This is a genomic window from Victivallis vadensis (assembly GCF_003096415.1).
Lineage (GTDB): Bacteria > Verrucomicrobiota > Lentisphaeria > Victivallales > Victivallaceae > Victivallis > Victivallis vadensis.
Genome location: NZ_QEKH01000017.1, coordinates 22,304 through 42,825, shown reverse-complemented (window position 1 = coordinate 42,825; position 20,522 = coordinate 22,304). Strand labels below are relative to the sequence as shown.

16 protein-coding genes are annotated in these 20,522 nt (G+C 59.2%); 6 read left to right on the top strand and 10 right to left on the bottom strand.

The features are described 5' to 3' along the window. Positions 1-137 precede the first annotated feature (137 nt). From C8D82_RS11165 to C8D82_RS11145, 5 genes are all read right to left on the bottom strand, one after another. Complete coding sequence (locus C8D82_RS11165) at positions 138-2,018, bottom strand: heavy metal translocating P-type ATPase (protein WP_116884367.1); 1,881 nt, start codon at positions 2,016-2,018, stop codon at positions 138-140. Between the two features lie 136 nt (positions 2,019-2,154). Then, positions 2,155-2,430, bottom strand: a complete 276-nt coding sequence (locus C8D82_RS11160) for a metal-sensing transcriptional repressor (protein WP_116884366.1) — start codon at positions 2,428-2,430, stop codon at positions 2,155-2,157. Between the two features lie 83 nt (positions 2,431-2,513). Further along, positions 2,514-3,155 (bottom strand): class I SAM-dependent methyltransferase, encoded by a 642-nt coding sequence (locus C8D82_RS11155; protein WP_116884365.1) that lies wholly within the window; start codon positions 3,153-3,155, stop codon positions 2,514-2,516. Between the two features lie 88 nt (positions 3,156-3,243). Continuing rightward, positions 3,244-5,340 carry a DUF4962 domain-containing protein gene (locus C8D82_RS11150; protein ID WP_116884364.1) on the bottom strand — a complete coding sequence of 699 codons (2,097 nt, stop codon included), beginning with the start codon at positions 5,338-5,340 and terminating at the stop codon, positions 3,244-3,246. Then, positions 5,337-5,906, bottom strand: a complete 570-nt coding sequence (locus C8D82_RS11145) for an acyltransferase (RefSeq protein WP_207776120.1) — start codon at positions 5,904-5,906, stop codon at positions 5,337-5,339. Before C8D82_RS11145 ends, C8D82_RS11150 begins: the two co-directional genes overlap by 4 nt. A gap of 304 nt (positions 5,907-6,210) precedes the next feature. On the opposite strand from C8D82_RS11145, the gene C8D82_RS11140 reads away from it, so the two are divergent. The 6 genes from C8D82_RS11140 (at position 6,211) to C8D82_RS21875 (ending at position 12,295) form a co-directional block, all read left to right on the top strand. Then, positions 6,211-7,350 carry a Gfo/Idh/MocA family protein gene (locus C8D82_RS11140; protein WP_116884363.1) on the top strand — a complete coding sequence of 380 codons (1,140 nt, stop codon included), beginning with the start codon at positions 6,211-6,213 and terminating at the stop codon, positions 7,348-7,350. Positions 7,351-7,416: 66 nt separating this feature from the next. Further along, positions 7,417-8,418 (top strand): Gfo/Idh/MocA family protein, encoded by a 1,002-nt coding sequence (locus C8D82_RS11135; RefSeq protein WP_116884362.1) that lies wholly within the window; start codon positions 7,417-7,419, stop codon positions 8,416-8,418. A 419-nt stretch (positions 8,419-8,837) separates the two neighbouring features. Continuing rightward, a complete protein-coding gene (locus tag C8D82_RS11130) occupies positions 8,838-9,479 on the top strand; it encodes a hypothetical protein (RefSeq protein ID WP_133245159.1) in 642 nt (213 codons plus the stop codon). 355 nt (positions 9,480-9,834) lie between these two features. Then, the gene (locus tag C8D82_RS11125) at positions 9,835-10,146 is read left to right on the top strand and encodes a TM2 domain-containing protein (RefSeq protein ID WP_116884360.1); all 312 of its coding nucleotides are present in this window, start codon (positions 9,835-9,837) and stop codon (positions 10,144-10,146) included. 78 nt (positions 10,147-10,224) lie between these two features. Continuing rightward, entirely contained in the window at positions 10,225-10,719 is a 495-nt protein-coding gene (locus C8D82_RS11120; protein WP_207776119.1) for an NINE protein, read from the top strand. 82 nt (positions 10,720-10,801) lie between these two features. Then, the gene (locus C8D82_RS21875; protein WP_243402523.1) at positions 10,802-12,295 is read left to right on the top strand and encodes a hypothetical protein; all 1,494 of its coding nucleotides are present in this window, start codon (positions 10,802-10,804) and stop codon (positions 12,293-12,295) included. Positions 12,296-12,662: 367 nt separating this feature from the next. Here C8D82_RS21875 and C8D82_RS11110 read toward each other — a convergent pair whose 3' ends face one another. The 5 genes from C8D82_RS11110 to C8D82_RS11090 all read right to left on the bottom strand — a co-directional run bounded on the left by C8D82_RS11110 (position 12,663) and on the right by C8D82_RS11090 (position 20,507). Next, positions 12,663-14,408, bottom strand: coding sequence for an FAD-dependent oxidoreductase (locus C8D82_RS11110; RefSeq protein WP_116884359.1), 1,746 nt, complete (start codon positions 14,406-14,408; stop codon positions 12,663-12,665). A 3-nt stretch (positions 14,409-14,411) separates the two neighbouring features. Further along, positions 14,412-16,730, bottom strand: coding sequence for a hypothetical protein (locus C8D82_RS11105; RefSeq protein ID WP_116884358.1), 2,319 nt, complete (start codon positions 16,728-16,730; stop codon positions 14,412-14,414). A gap of 18 nt (positions 16,731-16,748) precedes the next feature. Further along, complete coding sequence (locus C8D82_RS21205) at positions 16,749-17,516, bottom strand: prepilin-type N-terminal cleavage/methylation domain-containing protein (RefSeq protein ID WP_165833023.1); 768 nt, start codon at positions 17,514-17,516, stop codon at positions 16,749-16,751. A gap of 17 nt (positions 17,517-17,533) precedes the next feature. Then, positions 17,534-18,562: a GntR family transcriptional regulator gene (locus C8D82_RS11095; RefSeq protein ID WP_116884357.1), complete on the bottom strand. Its 1,029-nt coding sequence runs from the start codon at positions 18,560-18,562 to the stop codon at positions 17,534-17,536. Positions 18,563-18,983: 421 nt separating this feature from the next. Continuing rightward, complete coding sequence (locus tag C8D82_RS11090; protein WP_116884356.1) at positions 18,984-20,507, bottom strand: sodium:solute symporter family transporter; 1,524 nt, start codon at positions 20,505-20,507, stop codon at positions 18,984-18,986. Positions 20,508-20,522: the final 15 nt, after the last annotated feature.

Sequence of the window (20,522 nt, the reverse complement as noted above, 5' to 3'; positions counted from 1 at the left end):
GATGGCTGGAAGTAAAGCAGAATACATGCCAACCGGCGGAATCGGGGAGGAAGGAAGACGGACGGAACGGAAGCCGTACCTCCGGATATTGCGGATTGCAAGCCCGGAGGCGGGGAAAATGGTATTTTGCAATGCGGTCAGCGGAAGGCTTGGCCTTTCCAGCTCAGCAGCAGCGCGGAGTTCACGATGACCAGCACCGATCCGGCATTGTGCACCAGCGCGCCGGTGACCGGATTCAGCACGCCGAGGCCCGCCAGCACGATCGATGCGAAATTCAATGCCATTGACAGCGCCAGATTCCACCGGATCGTGTTCATGGTCCGTTTCGCCAGCTGCAGCAGGAACGGCAACTGGCGGATATCGTCGTTGACCAGCACGATATCCGCGGCGTCGACGGCGATATCGCTGCCGATGCCTCCCATCGCGATACCGACATGGGCGGTCTTCAGGGCCGGAGCGTCGTTGATGCCGTCCCCGACCATGCAGACCGGTTCGCCGTCCTGCCGGCGGCGGGCGATCCAGCCGAGTTTGTCCTCAGGCAGGCACCCGGCGTGGACTTCGCCGATCCCGGCCTGTCCTGCGATATGGCGCGCCGCGTCGCGGTTGTCGCCGGTCAGCAGGACCGGGCGGAGCCGCAGGGTTCGCAGTGCGGCGACGCAACCGGGCGCGCTCTCCCGGATCAGGTCGGCCAGAACGATCAGGCCGCAGAACCGGCCGTCCACGGCCAGCCGGATCACCGTGGCTCCTTCGGCGGCGGCAAGGGCTGCTTCCGCCTCGAAGCCGGAGAGTTCGACGCCGCCTTCGCGGAGCAGCTTTTCATTTCCCGCCAGCAGCCGGCGGCCTTCGGCCCGCGCGGCGACGCCCCGTCCCGGAACCATTTCAAACTCGTCCGGGGAGGGGATGACGGCATCGGGATGTTTCTGCCGGAATCCCTCCACGACGGCTTTTCCCAGCGGGTGTTCGGAACGCAGTTCGGCGGCCGCCGCCAGCCGGAACAGTTCGTCGTCGGAGAGACTTTCGTGGAAGTTGCGCAGCGCCGCCACCCGGGGCGTTCCGCAGGTGAGCGTGCCGGTCTTGTCGAACACGACGCACCTGACCGCGGCGAGCCGTTCAAGCGCATCGCCCTGCCGGATCAGGATGCCGCGCCGGGTCGCGTTGCCGATCGCCGCCATGATCGCGGTCGGCGTCGCCAGCACCAGCGCGCAGGGGCAGAACACCACCAGAATCGTCACCGCGCGGATGATTTCCCCGGTGAGCCACCATACTCCCCCCGCCGAAACCAGCGCGATCACGACGATCCATGTCGCCCACCGGTCGGCGAGCCCGACGATCCGGGCCTTGCCCGCATCCGCGGACTGCACGAGACGGACGATCCGCTGAATGGAACTGTCGGCATCTTCCCGCAAGGCGCGCATCTCAAAAGCGCCGAACCGGTTCACCGTGCCGCTGAACACCTCGTCGCCTTGCTGCTTATCCGCCGGCAGCGATTCGCCGGTGACGACGGACTGATCCACGGAGGTTTCGCCCCGCACGATCACGCCGTCGACGGGAATCGTTTCGCCGGGCAGCACCCGCAGCAGGTCGCCGGGCCTTATCTGTTCGGCCGGAACCGTCTCCTCCCGGCCGCCGGTGAGCCGCCGGGCGGTGCGGGGAGTCAGGCGCACCAGCTTTTCGATGCCGGCGCGCGCCCTGGCGACGGTCGTCTCCTCCAGAAAGGAGCCGATCCGCATGATGAACGCCACTTCGCCTGCGGCGAAAATTTCATCGGTGAGCACCGAAGCGATCAGCGCCAGCGACACCAGTACGTCCGCCCGGATGTCGAACCGGGTGAACAGGCCGATGCCCGCCTCTTTGAGAATCGGAATCCCGCACAGCACGATGGCGATCCACGCGGCATCGAACGGCAACCCGCCGAGGTGGAAGAAACTGGCCCCCAGCGATAATCCGGCCGGAACCAGAAGCAGGATCGCGCGATATCTTTCATTCCTGATGACTCTTGTGAATGTTGTGCCTGACATATCCGGGAAACCTCCTTTGCGTGTTGCGGAAAATTCATCTGTAATATACATATAGGGGTATGGGTATACAAGCTGAAAAATAAAAAAATGCGCGGAAAAATTTTTCCGCGCGACTGGGTATCGTGGAAAGAACGGCTTACGACATCCGCGAGAAGTGTTCGATCGCCTTGGCGAATGAGGCGATGGTCTTGTCGGCGTCGCCGTGTTCGATGCCGTCTTTGACGCAGTGGCGGAGGTGTCCCTCCAGAACGATCTGGCCGAGCTTGTGCAGCGCGCTCTTGGCCGCGTTGATCTGGATCAGCAAATCTTCGCAGGGAATATCCTGATCGACCATCTTGTCGACGGCGTTGAGCTGGCCGATGATTTTTTTCATTCTGCGGTGCAGATTCTCCGCATCCATACATTGACGCATTGCATACCTCGTTTGTTCCGGTGCTTTACGGTATACCCGGATGCCGCCGTTGTCAAGTGCATTCTTTCCGGGGAGGGCGGATTTCAGCTTTCGCTGCCGGAACCTGCCGGTTTGCGCCCGGTCACGCAGACCATGCCGGTAGCCGGGTCGGAGTGGCATTCGATTCCGGTCAGGCCCGCGCCGGCGAGGAAACCGGAAAGTTCTTCCGGCGTGTAGACGGTCATTCCCCTGATCCGGTCGGTGTACTTTTTCGCGGCCTCCTTGTCCGCCGCGTCGCAGCAGACCGCGAAGACGCCGCCCGGCTTCAGCACCCGTGCGACTTCACGCACGTCATTGGCCGGATCGGGCCAGAAGTAGATCGTCTCCGAAGCGGTGACCAGATCGAAGAAATCCGGTTCAAACGGCAGGGCCGACACGCTTCCCTGCACGATCTTCACCTGTCCGTCGCGTACCGCGCCGCGGTTGAATGACAGTGATTTCTTCACCGAAACCGGGGAATAATCCACCCCGTAGAATTGAGTCTCCGGCGCGCGTTTCAGCATCATTGCGATGAAAGATCCGCCGCCGCAGCCAACATCCAGCACCCGCCCCTTTTCCGGCAACTCGAAAAAGCGCATCGCAAACTCCTGCAGGGGGCGGTGGTGGCGGTTCATTTTCCAGAAAACCAGAAAGCTGCCGGGATAAACGCCCGGCCGGGCGAAATTCTGTTTCCAATTCCAATACATGAATAGTGTCCCCTGATGAAAAACAGCGGTTAGAGTTCTCTAAATTAATATGCGGCAACTCCGCTGTTTGTCAAGTGAAATCCCGACTTCACGCGAGGAATATCCGAAATTCGGCGTCGATCCGCAACCGGCGGCAGGCGGGGAAGCGCCAGTTCAGGTGGTACTGGTCGCATAACTGCCGTCCCGGGGGATATTCCGGCCCGCCGCCGGGATGGCGGAAACGGTCAGTCCAGCTGAATGTTCCGGCTCCGGCGGTCGAGCGGAGCCGGATTTCGGCCGAGGCGGGAAAACGGCTCAGGCGTACCAGCTCCTTTTCCGCAACCGGCCTGGCGTAGCTGTGGAGCCGGAAATCGATCACGGTTTCGCCGGGCGCCTCCAGCTCATCGGTGACGCGCAGCAGCAGCGCCTCCCGGTCGAATTCGAGCGTCCGCGTATAGTTCGTCAACATGCGGTAGGCGGCGGAGAGGTCGAATTCCGCGCGGCAGAGGCGGCCGTCGTCCTGAAAATCGAGGATCACGCCGACCGCTTCCGCGCTGTCTTTGGGCTGCCCCTTGCCGTCGGCGAGGATGCAGTTGTGCCCGACGGTCTGCTGCGTCCAGTCCCGGTGGTGGGTTTCGCCGAAGATATAGCCGAAGGAGCCGGAGGGGGCGATCAGCGCCTTGCCCGCCGCCAGCACCGCGAAATTTCCCTGATCGGCGTGCTGGTGGCTCGGAGTGCCGTAACGGCTGCAGCGGGCCAGCACCGCAACGTCATGGACGGGATCGGCAACGCAGCGGCGCATGCTCAGAAGGCCGGTGTCGCGCGAACAGTAGCTGTCGGAGGCGGGACCGGCCGCGTCCGGCTCCGGATGAGGCGGCCGGGGGCGGATCACGTCGAGCAGATGCAGTTCGTAGCGGTCGATGGCGCCGGTCAGCTGCCGGGAGAATTCGCGCGCCTCCGGCGGTCCGAAGCGTTCCGCGTAGACGCCGAAGGGGTCCTGCGCCTGGAAGCCGGGCCATTCGTCGGCGGTCGGCCAGTTGCCGTCGCCGAAAGGGTGCGCCTCCTGTCCCGGCGGCGCGAAGTGCAGAAAGAACTGCGACACCCTGCGGTAGAAAGGCTTTTCCAGAAATGAAAAGCCGCAGTGCCGCTCCAACGCGAAAAAGAACGGCAGATACCATTTCGTGTAGCTGCTCGCGTAGAACGGTCCCTCCGCCCAGCCGCCGTCGCGGCCGCCATAGTGCGGGAAGATCGAACCGTACACTTCGAGCGCATAGTTGAGCCACCGCTCCGCGGTCTCGTCGGGAATGGTCCCGTACAGCACCAGCGCCGCTTCCCCAAGGTAGCCGGGCAGCCGCCCGACGTGGCTGTTGCCGGGATGGGCGAGGAACTCCGCGCCGGTGACGCGCTCCCAGAGCTGCTCCATATGGCGGGCGAGGGTGTCGGCGGCCCACTTCAGCTCCTGCGGGGTGTAGAGATGCCACGTCCAGTCCAGCACGGCGGGCAGCACCCGGCAGATGCTCAGGCCGATCTCGTCGCCCCACTGGCCGTAGACCGAGGCGGGGCCGGCCGGATTCCATTCGCAGAGACGCAGCACCGCTTCGTGCGCGTACTGTCCGGCTTCGCGGTCGTCGAGCAGCAAAAAGGCCAGCGCGCAGGCGACCAGATTGCGGTCGAAATACTGCCGGGATTCGTCGAAGGCGCGGCGATAGTCGATGCGCCCGTCCGGGCGGTAGAAGTCCGGGTAGCGCATAAAGCCCTGCGACAGCGCGAGTTTCACATTGCGGCGGATGATCTCCAACTGCGGCTTGTGGCGCTCGCGCAGCTCCGGCAGGTCCGCCCGGTAGTGGATGTGGCGCGGATGAATGTCCGGCACCCTGGCGAGCACCTCGCGCGCGGAGGGCACGAGGAAAGGCCGCGCGGAGGCCGGCACTTCAAATTCGCGCCAGCCCAGCTCCGCGTCGCCGGAGGCCACGTTCCAGCGGTAACGGCCGGGGGCGAGCAGCCGCCTGATCCGGAAGTAGTTGTACGCGGTGGTCCCCGCCGCGACGGTCTCCTGCTGCGGCAGCCGTTCGACGCGGACCCGGTACAGGGAAATTCCCGGCTCCGCAACCCATTGGAGGGAAAGGGGATTGAGTTCGACGACCTCGCCGTTTTCCGGCGCGGGGAAGATGGAGGAGGGCGAACGCTTCTGGCGGAATTGCTTCATCTGGACTCCTCCGTCTTGCGGTCGAACCAGATATAGTCGCCGGTTTCGGGATCGATCCTGCCGATCTGCCGGGCGGGCGTTCCGGCCATGATCGCGTAGTCTGGGGTGTCGCGGGTGATCACGGCGTTGGCGCAGATGAGGTTGCACCTGCCGACCGCGACTCCGTTGGTGACGGTGCAGCCGCTGCCGAGCCAGGTGCCGTCGCCGACGGTGATCGGCCGGGCGAGGTCGCGGCGGGTGAACGCCTGCGTTGCGGGGTCGAACCGGTGGTTGCCCGCCAGCAGCGAACAGTGGGGGCCGATCAGCACGTTCCTGCCGATCCGCACGTCGCCGTTGAGGTAGGCGTACAGGCCGATGAAGGAATTTTCGCCGATTTCGTTGTCGCCGATGCGGATGATCGCGCCGGGGGCGACCTTGACGCCGTTGCCGAAACCGAGCAGCCGGGCGCGGCGTTCGTCGTCCGGGCCGTTGTCCGAAGCGTTGCAGTAGCAGGTGAGGGCGGCGAACTCGGCAGCGGAGATTCCGCAGCCGACCGGCAGGTCGTCGACAGGCAGTGGCGTACGCACGTTGATTCCTTTCCGAATTGGGCCGCCGGAGTCATTCCGGCGGGAAACAACATATCCCGCGTTGCCGGGAAATGCAAACCGGCGGAGAATACGATTCGCAAAGAAAGAAGGAAAAGAAAATTACAATCGGTTGCTTTTGGGGGCTTGCATTCCCGGAATGGTGCGGTATAATAGAAGCAGGACGACTCCGCTCCGGCAGGAAAACGGGGCGGAACAACAGTTTGATCTGTCTGGTTTCCGGTAGCTTGTCGGCGGTTGCCGGGAACGGTGAAACAACATGTATTGCTAAGGAGGAATCCGAATCATGGCAACGAAAAGTGCGGCGGCTAAGAAAGCTCCGGTCAAGAAGGCGGCGGTAAAGAAGGCTCCGGCCGCTCCGAAGAAACTGCGCGTGGCCATCATCGGCTGCGGCGGAATCAGCCAGACCCACATGGCGGCTTACAAGGAGATTCCGGAGGTCGAACTGGTCGGCTTCTGCGACATCAATCCCGCGAAGCTCACCGAATACCAGGAAAAATACGGTGTGAAGCCGGAGCAGTGCTTCGAGAAGTGGGACGACCTCTTCAAGGCGGTCAAGCCGGACGCGGTCGACATCTGCACCCCGAACGGCGTGCACTGCCCCGCCGCGCTCGCCGCCGCCGCCGCCGGCTGCCACATCATGGTGGAAAAGCCGATGGCGATGAACCCGGACGAGTGCGAACAGATGATCGCCGCCGCCAAAAAGCACAAGGTCAAACTGGCGGTCGGTTTCCAGCACCGCTTCAACAGCAAGACCGATTTTCTGGTCAATGCGCGCGACAAGGGGCAGTTCGGCAACGTGATGTTCGTGAAATGCCAGGCGCTGCGCCGCCGCGGCATTCCGAACTGGGGCGTGTTCGGCCAGAAGGAGCTGCAGGGAGGCGGCCCGATGATCGACATCGGCGTGCACGTGGTGGAAATGGCGCACTATTTCATGGGCTCCCCGAAACCGGTCGCCGCGACCGGCAACTGCTGGACCTACCTCGGCAACAAGCAGAGCGACGTGATGTGCGCGTGGCCGAACTGGGATTACAAGACCTACACGGTCGAAGACCTGGCGATCGGCCATATCCGTTTCGACAACGGCATGATCATGCAGATCGAATCGAGCTTCGCGGCGCACATCGACAAGGACGAGTGGCGCTTTACCGCGATGGGCGACAAGGGCGGCTGCTGCTGGGACCCGCTGCAGATTTTCACCGACGAGGCCGGGGCGATGGTCCACATCACCCCCGATTACGTCGCTCCCGACTGGAACAAGGATTGGGTCTATCTGTTCGTGCGCAAGCTGCAGAACTGGGTGGACGGCATCCTGAAGGGGACTCCGCTGCGTGCTTCCGGCGAGGAAGGGCTGGCGGTCCAGAAGATTCTCGACGGCATCTACCGTTCCGCGGAGCAGGGCGGCAAGGAAGTGCCGATCAAGTAAGTTTTCAGCTTATTCACCAGATGTCCCGGCTTCGTGCCGGGATGTTTTTTATCGGGAGAAAATTCTATGAAGAAAATTGCACTGGCGGGCGTCGCCCATATTCACGCTCCGAACTTCGTGAAGCGTCTGCAGGAACGTTCCGGCGTCGAAGTCGTCTCCCTCTGGGACCATGACCGGGCGCGCGCCGAACGGTATGCGAAGGAGATCGGCTGCCGCATCTGCGGCGAAGCGGAAGAACTCTGGAACGACCCGGAAGTCGATGCGGTGGTGGTCTGTTCGGAAACCGACCGCCATGCGGCGCTGGTTCCGGCCGCGGCAAAGGCGGGCAAACATCTCTTTGTCGAAAAGCCGCTCGGATTTTCCGCGGCGGACGCGCGGGAGATGGCCAAAGCGATCCGCGAGGCGGGCGTGCTGTTCCAGACGGGCTACTTCATGCGCGGCTTTCCGGCGCACCGGGCGCTGAAGCAGATGATCGCCGACGGCGTGTTCGGCACGGTCACCCGGATCCGGCACAGCAACTGCCATCAGGGTTCGCTGGGCGGCTGGTTCGATACCGACTACCGCTGGATGGCGGATCCGAAGATCGCGGGCTGCGGTGCTTTCGGCGACCTCGGCACACATTCGCTGGATATTCTGATGTGGCTTTTCGGCCGTCCCGAACTGGTGACTGCCGACATCCGCACGGTGACGGGCCGCTACGGGGCGGAGTGCGACGAAACCGGCACGGCGCTGCTGAAGTTCTCGGACGGGGCCGTGGCGATGCTGGCGGGAGGCTGGGTGGATCAGGCCAACCCGGTGACCTGCGAAGTCAGCGGCACCGATGGCTTCGCCTACATCCTGAACGGGGAACTGTTCGTGATCTCCCCGAAACTGGAGGGGGCGGACGGCAAAGCGCCGTGGCAGCCGCTTCCGGAGGCCCTGCCTCATGCGTTCGAGCTGTTCCTCGACGCGCTGGAAGGCAAGGATGTGCCGCTGGTTTCCGCCTGCGAAGCCGCCGACCGCAACATCGTGATGGAGGCGCTCTACAAGGCGGCAAAGGGTCACTGCTGGGAACGGCCTGCATATTGAACATTTCCGGCATGGGAAGATACAAAGCGGTATCAGATCAGGTACTTGTAAACTCGGAATTGAGCCTGGACCGTAAAATTTCAGAGTTTCATTTGTATATTCCTTGAATGGATGGTATGTTTTATAAATGGCCGCATAAAGGCCGGCGATAAAAACAGAAAAAGGAATGATTATTGGCAGTACTGTTGGAAATTACTGAGTATTAAAATTTTATTGGTCGCTTTCTTATCGAAAAACTTGCAACCTTTTTTGGAGAAGAACAGGCGAGCCGAATCCGACGTTCTCATACCTTATGGAATGAGCACGTGTTTTTGGCCGTGGTTCTTCCGGGTTTGCAAGTACCTTCGATGAGCATGGTGAAAGCGCGTGCTCTTTTTTTATGCAGCTTGCAAAACTGAAACTCAGGGAAAGGAATGAAAATGGCAATGGAACGGCGGGAAGAGAATCTTTTCCGGGAATGGAAACGGAAGTATGGAGAACAGTTTATTGCGGACGGCGTCGTGAATGAAGCGGCCTTTGATGCTTCTCCACTTCCCAGATTGGTCTTTGTGCTGAAGGAAGTGGATGACTGCGCGCCGGGATTTGACCTGCGCAGTTTCATCGAAGCCGGCAGCCCGAAAAACGGTGGGCATACATTCGCTCCGATGGCAAGATGGGTTTCCGCGGTTCGCGGCCGTGAAATCAATTTTGCGCCGGAAGAGGAACGGAAAAGAGTTTTACTGCCGGTCGCCGTGATGAACCTGAAGAAAACAACGGGAGGGGCAATCACCCGGTACGGTGCGTTGCACGCCGCCGTCATGGCAGACAGGGAATTCCTGAAAGAACAGATCCGGCTTTATCTGGACAAACCCACCTGCTTTGCCTGTTGCGGCAATCAGGTGTTTGACCTGTTTTGTGACGTCATGGGCGGGCTGCCGGTGGAAAATTGTTCCGGGACGGATTACTGCCGTCTGGATGGCCGGTGTCTGGCTTTCCGTTTTTATCACCCCAATGCAAAAATCGGCGGATTGGCCTCATGTTTCAAGGCGGCCGTTGAAAAACTGAACCGTTTGCAGGCGTAAGCCATGCGTTTGCAGTTGTAAAACCGGAAAAAGGAGGATATTGCTGCTGAAATTATTGTGAACTGTTGAAAACTGAAATTTTTTGTCGGTCGCTTTTTTATCGAAAAACTTGCAGCTTTTCAGTGAAGAACGGGCAGGCCGGATGCGGTATACTCATATTCTGTGGATTGAGCATGCTGTTTTCTGCTGTGTATGGTTCTTGAATTTCAAGTAATCGGTAAACAACAGCGAAAACGCATGCTTTTTTATGCACGCAAACAGTGGATTGAGATGATGGAGGGAAGGATTACAAGAAGTTGATTTCGGGTTGGCATGAGTCGATTAACCTTAATTTGCAAAATAGGGAAAAATAGTTATGGCAAAGATCAGTATGATGGAATTGTTGAGTCTGCAGCAGGGGATGACCGAACCGCAAAAAGCGATGTTTCAGAACCAGCTGCGACAGCGTCTGAAAAATCGTGGATTGACTTTTATTCTGGCATTCTTTACTGGGGGACTTGACCGTATCTATCTTGGACAGATCGGATTGGGAATCTTGAAAATATTGACTACTGGAGGGCTGGGAATCTGGTGGCTCATTGATCTGTTCACTGCTATGGAACGGACTGATGAATACAACAGAAAATTGGCACTTGAAATTTCTCAAGCATTAAAACTGCAGAATTAATTGAAAAAAATTACAGCTTCGGGCTATTGTCCGTTCGAGGCTGTGAAAGCGATGAATCAGAGGGCGCATCAGGAGGCTATGATGGCTGAATTACCGGAAGAGAGTTCGACAAGAGAGTGGAAAGAGTGTCCGTTTTGTGCGGAAAAAATCAGTATCCGTGCTAAAAAGTGCAGGTTCTGTGGCGAAACGATTGATGTTACGCTTCGGCTGGCGGAGGAGTTGAAAGACAAATATCAGCAGGAATTGGAAAAAGCAAAACCGGGCAGTACGGCGGCCGGCAATCCTGTTCCCGTGACGATGAATGGAGCGGTTTCCGCGTCTTCTTATCCGATGGAACAACTGAACGTATTTCATGTACGCAAAAAGAGGACTACCTATATACTGCTTGGAATTTTTCTTGGGATCTGGGGCGCCCATAATTTTTATGCCGGTTATAATGGACGCGGAACAGCCCAGTTGCTGCTGACGATTTTTACCGGCTGGCTGCTGCTGCCGTTGATTCCGATCATGATCTGGAATATCGTGGAAGTATGTGTAGTCAACCGCGACGGCGACCATGAGTTGATGGAGTAGCGCGGAGGCGGACGGTGGCGGAAAGATTTTTCCGATGTGATTTATGGACTGTCATTTTACAAAATGGTAATGGAAAGTGGTGATGGCAATGAAAAAAAGGGGAATGATCTTTGCTTTAGGAGTTGCTGTGTTGTTAAGCGGATGCGTATCTGTTGAAGAAATAAAACAGGAAGCTGATGCCGGTAATGTCGAGGCGCAGTATAATTTTGCGATGATATTGCTGAAAAAGAACAGAGCAAAACATGGAAATGAAATTGAGAAGTATTTGACGATGGCCACATATGCCCGATATTTGCCTGCCGCATGTGTACTGGCTTCCAATATTCTGACGGAAAGAAAAGGTGAGAAAGCTGAACTGTTATTAAGAGCTTATGATGTTATTTTTGCCGGTGTTGCCGATTCGCCGGATATTGAGAAAGTCAGTTCCTTTTTGAAGCGTAGTTGTCCAGGTTACATGATAGGTTATATAAGATATCTTGATACAGCCGGGTACGGAGAAGCAGCAACCCGACTTCGGGATTCGATTTTGACTGATTCCGGTAAATATGGTTTTCAGGATTTTGACGAGAAGGAATTGAGAGGAATAAAAACTAGTTGTGAGATTGCAAAGGAGAAGGAACGCCTTGCGGAAGAAAGGCAAAAGCGCCTTGCAGAGGAAAAGCAAAAGCGCCTTGCGGAAGAAGAACAAAAGCGCCTTGCAGAGGAAAAGCAAAAGCGCCTTGCGGAAGAAGAACAAAAGCGCCTTGCAGAGGAAAAGCAAAAGCGCCTTGCAGAAGAAAAGCAAAAGCGTCTTGTAGAGGAAAAACGTCTTGCGGAGGAGCAGAAAAAGTTCAAGTTTCCATATACCGATATTACAAACCAGCATATTAAATTCTATAAACATATTTCTTCCGGAATATCTTTGGAGTGGTTTGTTCGAGAAATAAAGGGCGAAGTAGGTTTTGCGAACGAGAAGATGAAATATGTGGGAATCCAGCTTAGAAGATTCAGTTGGCCTGATGTGGAATTCTTTTTCGGAACGGAAACGCTATTATCCAGACGGGAATGGGAAGGGGGCATATGGGGTTCGGATAAAAATTTTGCGATACCTAAGGGAGGACTTGTCGCATGCCGAATTACCCTTCCTGCCGAGAGGGTGACGGCAAAGGATGTGATTGAAAAATATGACAGAGAATTTCCCGGTACTAGATATTCACAAAGCATAAAAAATAGTCTAAGTGAAGAAGCTGTAACGAGCAGAATTGTGATGAAAAAAAATGTGAAAAACATTACTGATATATTGGAATCGGAAAGTGTCGGGATTGAAATCGTTCATCAGGAATTGGAGGTCGAATTTCTGGATAAGCAAAACGGACTTGTTGTTTCCGAATTGAATGCCGATGAAAAAGAAATCATTGAAAAATCCTTACGATCCGGGAAAATACAATTAAGCGAAGATCGTAAAATTACAGTTACCATTACCGATAAAATACTGGAGAAATATTTTATCGGTATAACAGATGATGTACTGGAAAAAGCTCGTAAGGCGGAGGAACAGGCCAGACAGAGAATGGCGGAAAAAACCTTGGATTTTTAAAACAAAGTGAATTTGACCGGGCAGAAAGGAGGCGAGGTTTATCTTGACGTCCGTTTTTCCATAAGGGTGGAATGAGAGGCGGTTTTGCGCTGCAAGTCAGATGCCGGATTGCCAATAAGCATAAACTTTGTGTGATTATCGGCAGGGGATGGTGGCTTCGGATTTGACTTCGCCGGTGATGATGATCGGCTTCTCATTTTGAAGCAGCCTGCCAGGAATGATTTCTTTGGCACTCTTCCCGATGAATTGGAAAACAGACTGGAGGCGGAAGCGGATTTCCGGGAGTGGCGATAAAAAACGTTCCGGGCCGTTTGCACGGCAGGCGTTCTGCCGCCGGAATACGGTCCGGAACTAGGGGGCGAAAAAACTACTCCGCGAGGAGCGCGTGGAGGCCGGTTTCGGCGGCTCCGTAGGTTTCCTGCAGCGTCAGGAGGAGGGCGTCGAAGGGGGCTTCCGCCGGATGCACCGCGCGGCGGCGGGCGTTGGCGGAAACCTCCGCGAGCGTCCTCCATCGGCCTTCGCTTCGGGCTTCGAGCCGGTAGGCCTTGGCCAGCTCCGGCGGCAGTCGCAGGCAATCCGGGTTGCCCGGCACCAGCGCGATCCGGCGCTGCATGCCGCTTTCAAAGATCAGCGAAATCCGCCGGAAGTGCTGCGGCGCATCCCATTCCACGGTCAGTTGGTCGCCGGGACGGCAGCGCCACTGGTGCAGCGCTCCGCCCTCGACGCGGGTGACGCCGTCGCGCAGCGCCTCCGGCGTGGAGCCGGTGCCGGAAATACGGGCGTGTTCCAGTTCGGGCAGTTCCAGCCGGACGCCCGGCAGGTAACAGTCGCGGCGCAGCAGGAGCTGCTGAAGTTCGGCGAGATGCCGTTGGCCGACCTCGCGCGGTGAAATGCCGCGGCGCAGCGCGATTGCGGCGGCGGCTCCGGCGGCCTGCGCCATCGCGGAGCAGGTGCCGATCACCCGGGTCGAACTCAATGCGGCATGGGTCACGCTGACGCAGCGCCCGCCGACGAACAGATTGTCGAGGTTCCGCGAATAGAGGCAGCGGTACGGAATGCCGTAAGGGGAGGGGGCCGGATGGTGGATGTTCACCGGTTCGCCGAGCGCCGCCGAACGGAAGCCCGCCGGGTTGTGGTCGTCCATGGTCCAGCCGCCGTAGGCAACGGTGTCGGGGAAGCGTCCCCCCGCTTCGATGTCGCGCTGGGTCAGGATGTGGTCGCCGACATAGCGGCGGCTCTCGCGCTTGGAAGGCAGGAACTGAATCCACTCCAGCGCAAGGTGTTCCGCGCCGTGGTCGCCGCGGTTCTTGATGTGGTCCCAGACGCCGAGCAGGATCTTCAGCAGCTCCGGCCGGAGCGCCTCGGTGTCGGCGATCGAATCGCATTCGCCGCCGAGTTCGACCCACCAGTAGCCCTCATGGAGGTTGGCGTGGCCGTCCGCGCCGCACGGCAGTTCGGAGTCATCGCAATAAGTATGCGCCCATGCCGGTTTCTCGAACGGCTGCGGGGTGTCGCAGCGGCGGGTCTGGAAAATGCAGCTCATCCCCATCGTGCGGCGGTCGGCGGTTTCGGGACCGATGGTTTCGCCGAATTCGCCGCGCGCTTCGCGCCCGACCCGGAAATCAGCTCCGGTCAGCGGCGCGAGCACCGCGTCGCCCGAACAGTCGGCGAAAAGTTTCGCCGCGACGGTGATCTCCTTCTGGGTGGTGGTCTGCCAGCCGGTCACGGTTTTAATGCGGTTTCCCGCCATGACAGCGGCGCGGCAGGAACAGTTGTAGAGCACCTGAAGGTTCGGTTCGGTTTCGAGCGCGCTCCACAGCACCATGTCCCAGACGGAATAGCTGCCGTTGGGGTTGATCCGGCAGTTTTCCAGCCGGAGTTCTTCGAGGATGCCGGTTTCGCGCAGGTTGGGCAGCTTGCCGAGCCGGTCGGCTCCGGAAATCTGCACCCGGCATTCGCCGGAGGCGTTGCCGCCCGGCACCGGGCGGTCGTGCATCAGCACCACCCGGAAGCCGGCGCGGGCGCATTCAAGCGCCATCGTCATACCCGCGATGCCGCCGCCGACCACACAGAAGTCGGCACTGATCGTCTCTTTCGGAAAAGGGGAATCCATAACTTACTTCACAAATTGGATCAGCAGCGGATTCTCCCGCAAACTGAGATGGTTGATGAACAGATCGCCGCCGCGGGCTTCGAGGTCGAGGTCGTAGGTGACGCCGGTGATCAGGTCCTGCGCGACCGCGCCGGCGGCTCCGCCCATGCCGGGGAGCCGGAGCGAAATCACCCGGTTGTTGAATTCCCGGCTGTACGGCTGCATCGACCAGACCGCGACGCGCCGTTCGCCCGCCTTGTTGCGGAAAGGAACCACCATGCAGTCGTTGTCGGCGTTGATCGACACCTCGTCCCAGTTGCCGATCAGCACGCCGCGCTGGTTGCCCTTCTGGCGCGGGGCGGCGGTGATTTCAGGACGGAAATCCGCGTCGAATTCAAAGCCGCTGAGCCGGGTGTTGAGCCGCCGCATCGCGTAAAACGCCGGTTTCTTGCTGTAATCGGTGCGCAGCAGCCCGAAGTTGCCCTCCGCCGCGTCGGCGCGGGAGTTCAGCTTGTCCACGAAGCAGTATTGCGAAACCTGTTCGACCGGCAGCGACAGGGTTTCGAGCAGGCGGCGCACGATGTAGACCGCCTGCGCCTCTTCGGTGTAGGTGCCGTAGCGGTTCTTCTCATTGGAGCCGCTGGTCCAGTAGGTGGTGTAGCCGAATTCGGTCAGCCACAGCGAACGGGCCTTGCCGGTCTCTTTGAACTTGCGGTGGTAATCCTCGATCAGGCCGCGGAAGGAGTCGCGCTCGTCGCCGACCCGGACGCCGTCGCGCTTGGCGAACCGGTGGCCGTAGGGAACCTTTTCCGGCGGCAGGCAGTAGCTGTAGGGATGGTCGGTCACGCCGTCCAGGCTGGCGGTCACGCCGATGTCGAGGTAGCGGTAATTGGTCGGCGTGTTGGCTCCGAGGCCGATCACGGTGCAGCCGGGATAGACCTGCTTGAAGCGGTCGGCGATCGCGTTGGTGTATTTGAGGTGCTCCTTGACCCACGGCGAGGTGGAGTTGTCCTTTTCCTTGCCGTTCCACGGGCCGCCGTAGGTTTCGCGCCAGCGTCCCTGTCCGAAGGGTTCGTTGCCGAGTTCGTAGACTTTGACGTACTCTCTGGTGTCGCGGACCATCGCATCGACTTTTTTCAGATAGTTGTCGACCGTGTCGTTGGCGTAGAGGCGGAAGATCACGATCACATTCAGCCCCTGCTCATGGGCGTAGCGGATCCACTCCATATCGGAGGGGCGGACGCGGTAATTGCCCTGTTCGTCCTGCTCCACCAGCGCGGTGTCGCGAATCCACTTGAATCCGGCCGCCGCGATTTCGTCGGTCAGCATCCGGTAGGGGGCGTAGGCCGCGAAGCCGCCGCCGGTACGGTACGCGAAATGCACCTGCGTCCCGATGCGCGAAAAGGGGATTTCGCGGGCGTGCAGGGTTTTGTCGAATTCCATTCCGGCGCTGTTCCGTCCGGCCAGCGGCGTGATGACCGAGGCGGAACTTCCGGGCTGTTCGCTGCGGAACATCTGGCTGAGCTGATAGCGGTTGTACGGATTGGAGATCAGGCGGCGCGGGATCAGGATTTGCAGCTTTTGTTCGCCGTCCGCCGGGTTGAGCTGGAAATGCCGGCTCCAGTCGCGGTTGAGCTGGGGCAGCGTGACGGTGTACTCCCCGGCTTGCGCTTCCCGGCCGGGCATGGCGGTGACCGTCAGGTGCTGGCCGAGCCGGTCGGGACGGAAATCGCCGGAGAAGTTCCAGCCGGCGGCGGAGAAGGAGAAGGGTTTTCCCGCCCCCAGTGTGGAGGGATCGAATTGGGGGACTTCGCACAGGAGCGATTCGACCGTGACCGTTCCGGCGGCGGGCATTTTATCGTCGGCATGGGCCTGCACGGTCAGGCTGCGCATCGGCGGGGTGAACTTTTTGTTTTTGGCGTCCCCGCCCCAACTGGTTGCCCATCTGGAGGCGGCGGAAAGCACGGTGCGCCGCGGTTTGGCGGCTTCCAGTTTCAACGGAGCGGATTGGAAAACCCGCCCGTTGGCGTCGGTGAGCCGCATCGTCACCTTGGCCGGAGCGGGCGAAACGAGGGTGACGGCCACTTCGGCGGCGTCGTCGAAAAGCGGCGTGCGCAACTGCATGCCGACGTAACGGCCTCCCTTGCTGAAGTCGTAATGCAGGACCGGCTTGCCGTTTTCCACGGCGGCGGAACCGGTCGCTCCGGGATATTCCGCGCCGGGGCGGAAAAGCCAGTTCTGAGGCTGGTCGAATCCGGCCGGAGGCAGCGATTCGGCGTGCAGGGCGAACCATCCGGCGCAGAGGGCCGGAAGAAGAAGGGCGGCGGTGAATGATCGGTTCATGGATTTTTCCTATGGTTGTCAGATGTCCTGAGTACGGTTTTCAACTTCCCAGCGGTTGAACTGCCGCCCGGAACGGTAGAAGGCGCCGGCGTCGTACAGCCCGGAGTAAATTCCGTTCGACGAACGCACCGATTCCACATGGCAGTCGACGAAAACCGCGTTGGCCGCGCCGCTGTGCCGGGGATAGGCCTGCGGCTGGGCGCTGTTCGGTTCGGGATGCGCCCAGTAATGGCCGCGGACGGTGGATTTGGTTACATTGATGGCGGAATCGGTCAGGTACAGGACACGCGAGGGGTCCTTGATCCGCCCCGCATTCTGACCGGGATCGACCAGCTTGCGGTTGATTCCGTAACTGATGTTGCCGTTGTCGAAAAGTTCGATCCGGGTTTTGGTGGGGAGTACCTCCGAAACGGTGTCCCGGGGGCACCAGTAGAGTTCCGAAGCGCCTCGTTTGACCACATCCTGCCGCTTGGAAAAATAGGTGATGGTCACTTTGTTCCAGTAGAAGGAGTTGCCGCCGGTTCCCGCGGTTTTCGGGACCCAGTTGTCGGAGTCGGCAGTGTAAAGTGCGAACACCGTGCCGTGCTGTTTGAGGTTGCCGGAGCATTTGATCGCCTGCGCCCGGTCCCGCGCCTTGTTCAGCGCGGGCAGCAGCATCGCAGCGAGGATCGCGATGATGGCGATCACCACAAGCAGCTCGATTAATGTGAAATTTCTGCATGTTGGCCTGCGGTGGTTGGCGGGTGTTGCGGGCAGTTCGATTCGGTGTGTGTGTGTGCGTGGCATGTCCGATTCTCCGTTTTTCAAGAGAGTTGATGGAATCCGGCGGTGCTTTCGCCGGGAAGTACTTCGAGACGGGCGGGCTTCAGGCAGACCGGCGCGCAGCCGGTCCGCAACAGTTCGAGTGCGCGCGCAACCAGTGCGTTGAGGTCGGCGTTGGCCAGCGCGGTGATGCTCGGCGTCAGGTACGGCGCCCAGTCCTCGCCGTTTACGGCGGCGAGCTTCACGTCGCGCCCGACCTGCAGCCCGAATTCGGTGAAAACCCGGTTCAGGCCGATCGCGGCGGAAAGGGTGGTGCAGAAAACCGCACGCGGCTCCCAGCTTCCTTCGCGCAGCAGCCCGGAAGCGACCCGGCAGGTGTGCGGAAGCGTTTCGCCGTAGAAATTGATCGGATAATTGAAGCAGCGACCCCGGTGCGGAAACTTTTTCCACTGGGCAAGGCGCGCTTCGATGATGTCGTCCAGCGGCTGCGAATTGAAGCAGTCCACTGGGACGCCGCCCTCGGCGAGCAGCTCCAGCAGCTGGTCGATCGCTTCGACCGGAGAGGAGAGGATCGACAGGAAGCCGCGCTCCGACCAGTCCGATTCCAGCACGATCACCGGTTTGCCGGAGTCGGCGAGCTTACGCAGCAGCCGTTCCGGGGGCGTTTCGAGTTTGGGCAGCAGGAAAACAAGGTCGAAATTCGCCAGCGTCTCGGCGATGGCAAGGTCGTCCCAGTGTACGAAATAGGCGGAACGCAGCAGCCGTCCGCTCCGGTTCAGGGTCTGGTCCAATGCCATCTGCCACCGGATCGTCTGTAACGACGCAAAGGCGGGAGCAAGAAACGCGCAGTTCGCGTAGAGGGCTTCCGATTTCGGCAGTTGCGCCTTGCCGTCCTCGGCCTTGCCGATCACTCCGGCGTCGATCAGGTGGCGGATCGCTTTGCGCGCGGTCATGTAGCTGACTCCGATCTCATCGGCGATCTTACGCTCGCCGGGCATCGGGCTGTTCAGATAGTCGCCGTGTTCGATCCGGTTTTTCAGGATCTCTGCAATTTCAAGGTATTTTGCCATACTGCGTTCTTTAAAACTATTTTTATAGCGCTTATGCTATAAATATTATGGCGCAGATGATGCAAAAAGTCAAGAGGCAATTGAAAAAAATACGGATTTTATTGCAAAAACTTCCGGTATCCGGGACTTTACCTTTGGCGGAATCCCGATTCGGAAGTTTGCATACGGCGTTGGTTTTGTCCTGTTCATTCTTGGAGCTTATCCCTGAATAAGCCAAATCGTCCTGATTTGCGGCGAAACGCCATTCGTCTGCCCGCTGAAATCGCCGATACCTCCAGTATCGTCAATTTTATCAGGCTTCGCGACTGACATTTCGGCGCGGCATCATGCCGATTCTTTATTCAGGGATAAGCTCTTAATGACATTGCGGTTTCCGATAAATTCAATCCCCGGCCGTGAAAAATCACCGGGGGGAAGGAGTTCAATCGGCTTTTCCCGGGGAGTCAAGAGTCCAGACGGTCAGTCCTCTGAGTTGTTCCGTGACCGGCTCGGGGCGGAACAGCGAGTAGGCCAGCGCCACAGCCAGCATCACGCCGTTGCAGACCGGCCCGGCCATGTAGATATGGATGTTCCATTGCAGCGGTTCCGGCAGCAGCTTGAAGTAGTTCAGGATGTTGTAGACGCTGAAAACCAGCGCCGCATACATCCCGGACAGGATCGCGCGGTTGCCGATGCGGGTCGTGAAGAAGCCGAGCATGAAGGGCGTCAGCCCCGCCGAGCAGAGCAACGCGCCGAGAATGGCGCTGAGGTCGTAGACGCTTTCGCGCGGGATCAGCGAAATTCCCCAGGCTCCGGCGATCATGATGATTCCGGCGGCGCCGGAGGCGAGCTTCGCATTCACGAGTTCAAAGCGATCGTTGCCTTTGCGGCGCATCAGCCGCAGGAAATCGATTGTCCAGATAGTTGAAACCGCGTTGATCGAACTTGACAGCGAACTCATCGCCGCCGCGAGGCAGGCCGCGATGATCACGCCGCCGACGCCGGGCCAGATTTCGGTCAGGATGAAGTGGGGCAGCACGTCGTCCGGTTTCATCGCGGCGACCTCCGCCGACGGGAACACTTTGTAGTACGCGAACAGGCAGCTGCCGATGAAGAAGAAGAAAATCCAGGTCGGCAGGCTCATCACGATGCAGATCAGCGTCGCCTTGCGCGCTTCACGCAGCGTCGGAGCGGCGATATAGCGCTGCACGACGTTCTGGTTGCTCGAAAATTCCGAGATGAAGCCGATGAATCCGATCAGGCTCATCACCCAGAAGGTGCGCTCACTGAAGCTGAAGTCCAGTGGACCGAGGCTGAATTTGTCGTATTCCATGCCGATTTCCAGAATCTGCGGCAGGCCGCCGGGCAGCTGAAAGGCGACGGCGGCCACGCAGAGCAGCCCTCCGCCGAGCAGGATGACCGTCTGTACCACATCAGTCCAGACGACCGCCTCGATGCCGCCGAAAACAGTGTAGAAACAGGTGATCACGCCGAAGGCGAGGATCGCGGTGCTTTCGCTGATGTCGAGCATCTCCGACAGCGGCAGCACCACCAGATAGAGGATGATTGCGAGGCGCAGCAGCTGGCCGAGCAGCGAATAGAGCGCGGCGTAGATCCGGATGCCGGTGCCGTAGCGGGATTCCAGATATTCATAGGCGGTCGTTTTGAGGCCGCGCCGGAAGAACGGGATGAAAATCCAGCAGGCGATCAGCGCCGCGACCGGCATGAAGAGATTCGGCGTCAGCTGCCGGTAGTCCAGCACGAATGCCGCCGCCGGGAGGGCGAGAAAGGTGATCGAGCTGATCGAGGTCCCGACCATCGAGAGGCCGAGCGCCCAGCCCGGAATTTTGCGTCCGCCGAGAAAATACTCCTCGCTGCTGTTGTTGCGTTTCAGGAAATAGACGCCCATCCCGGCCATGCCGAGCAGGAAAAGCGCCACGACTGAAAGATTGATGAGGTTCGCCATGGAAAGTGACTGTTC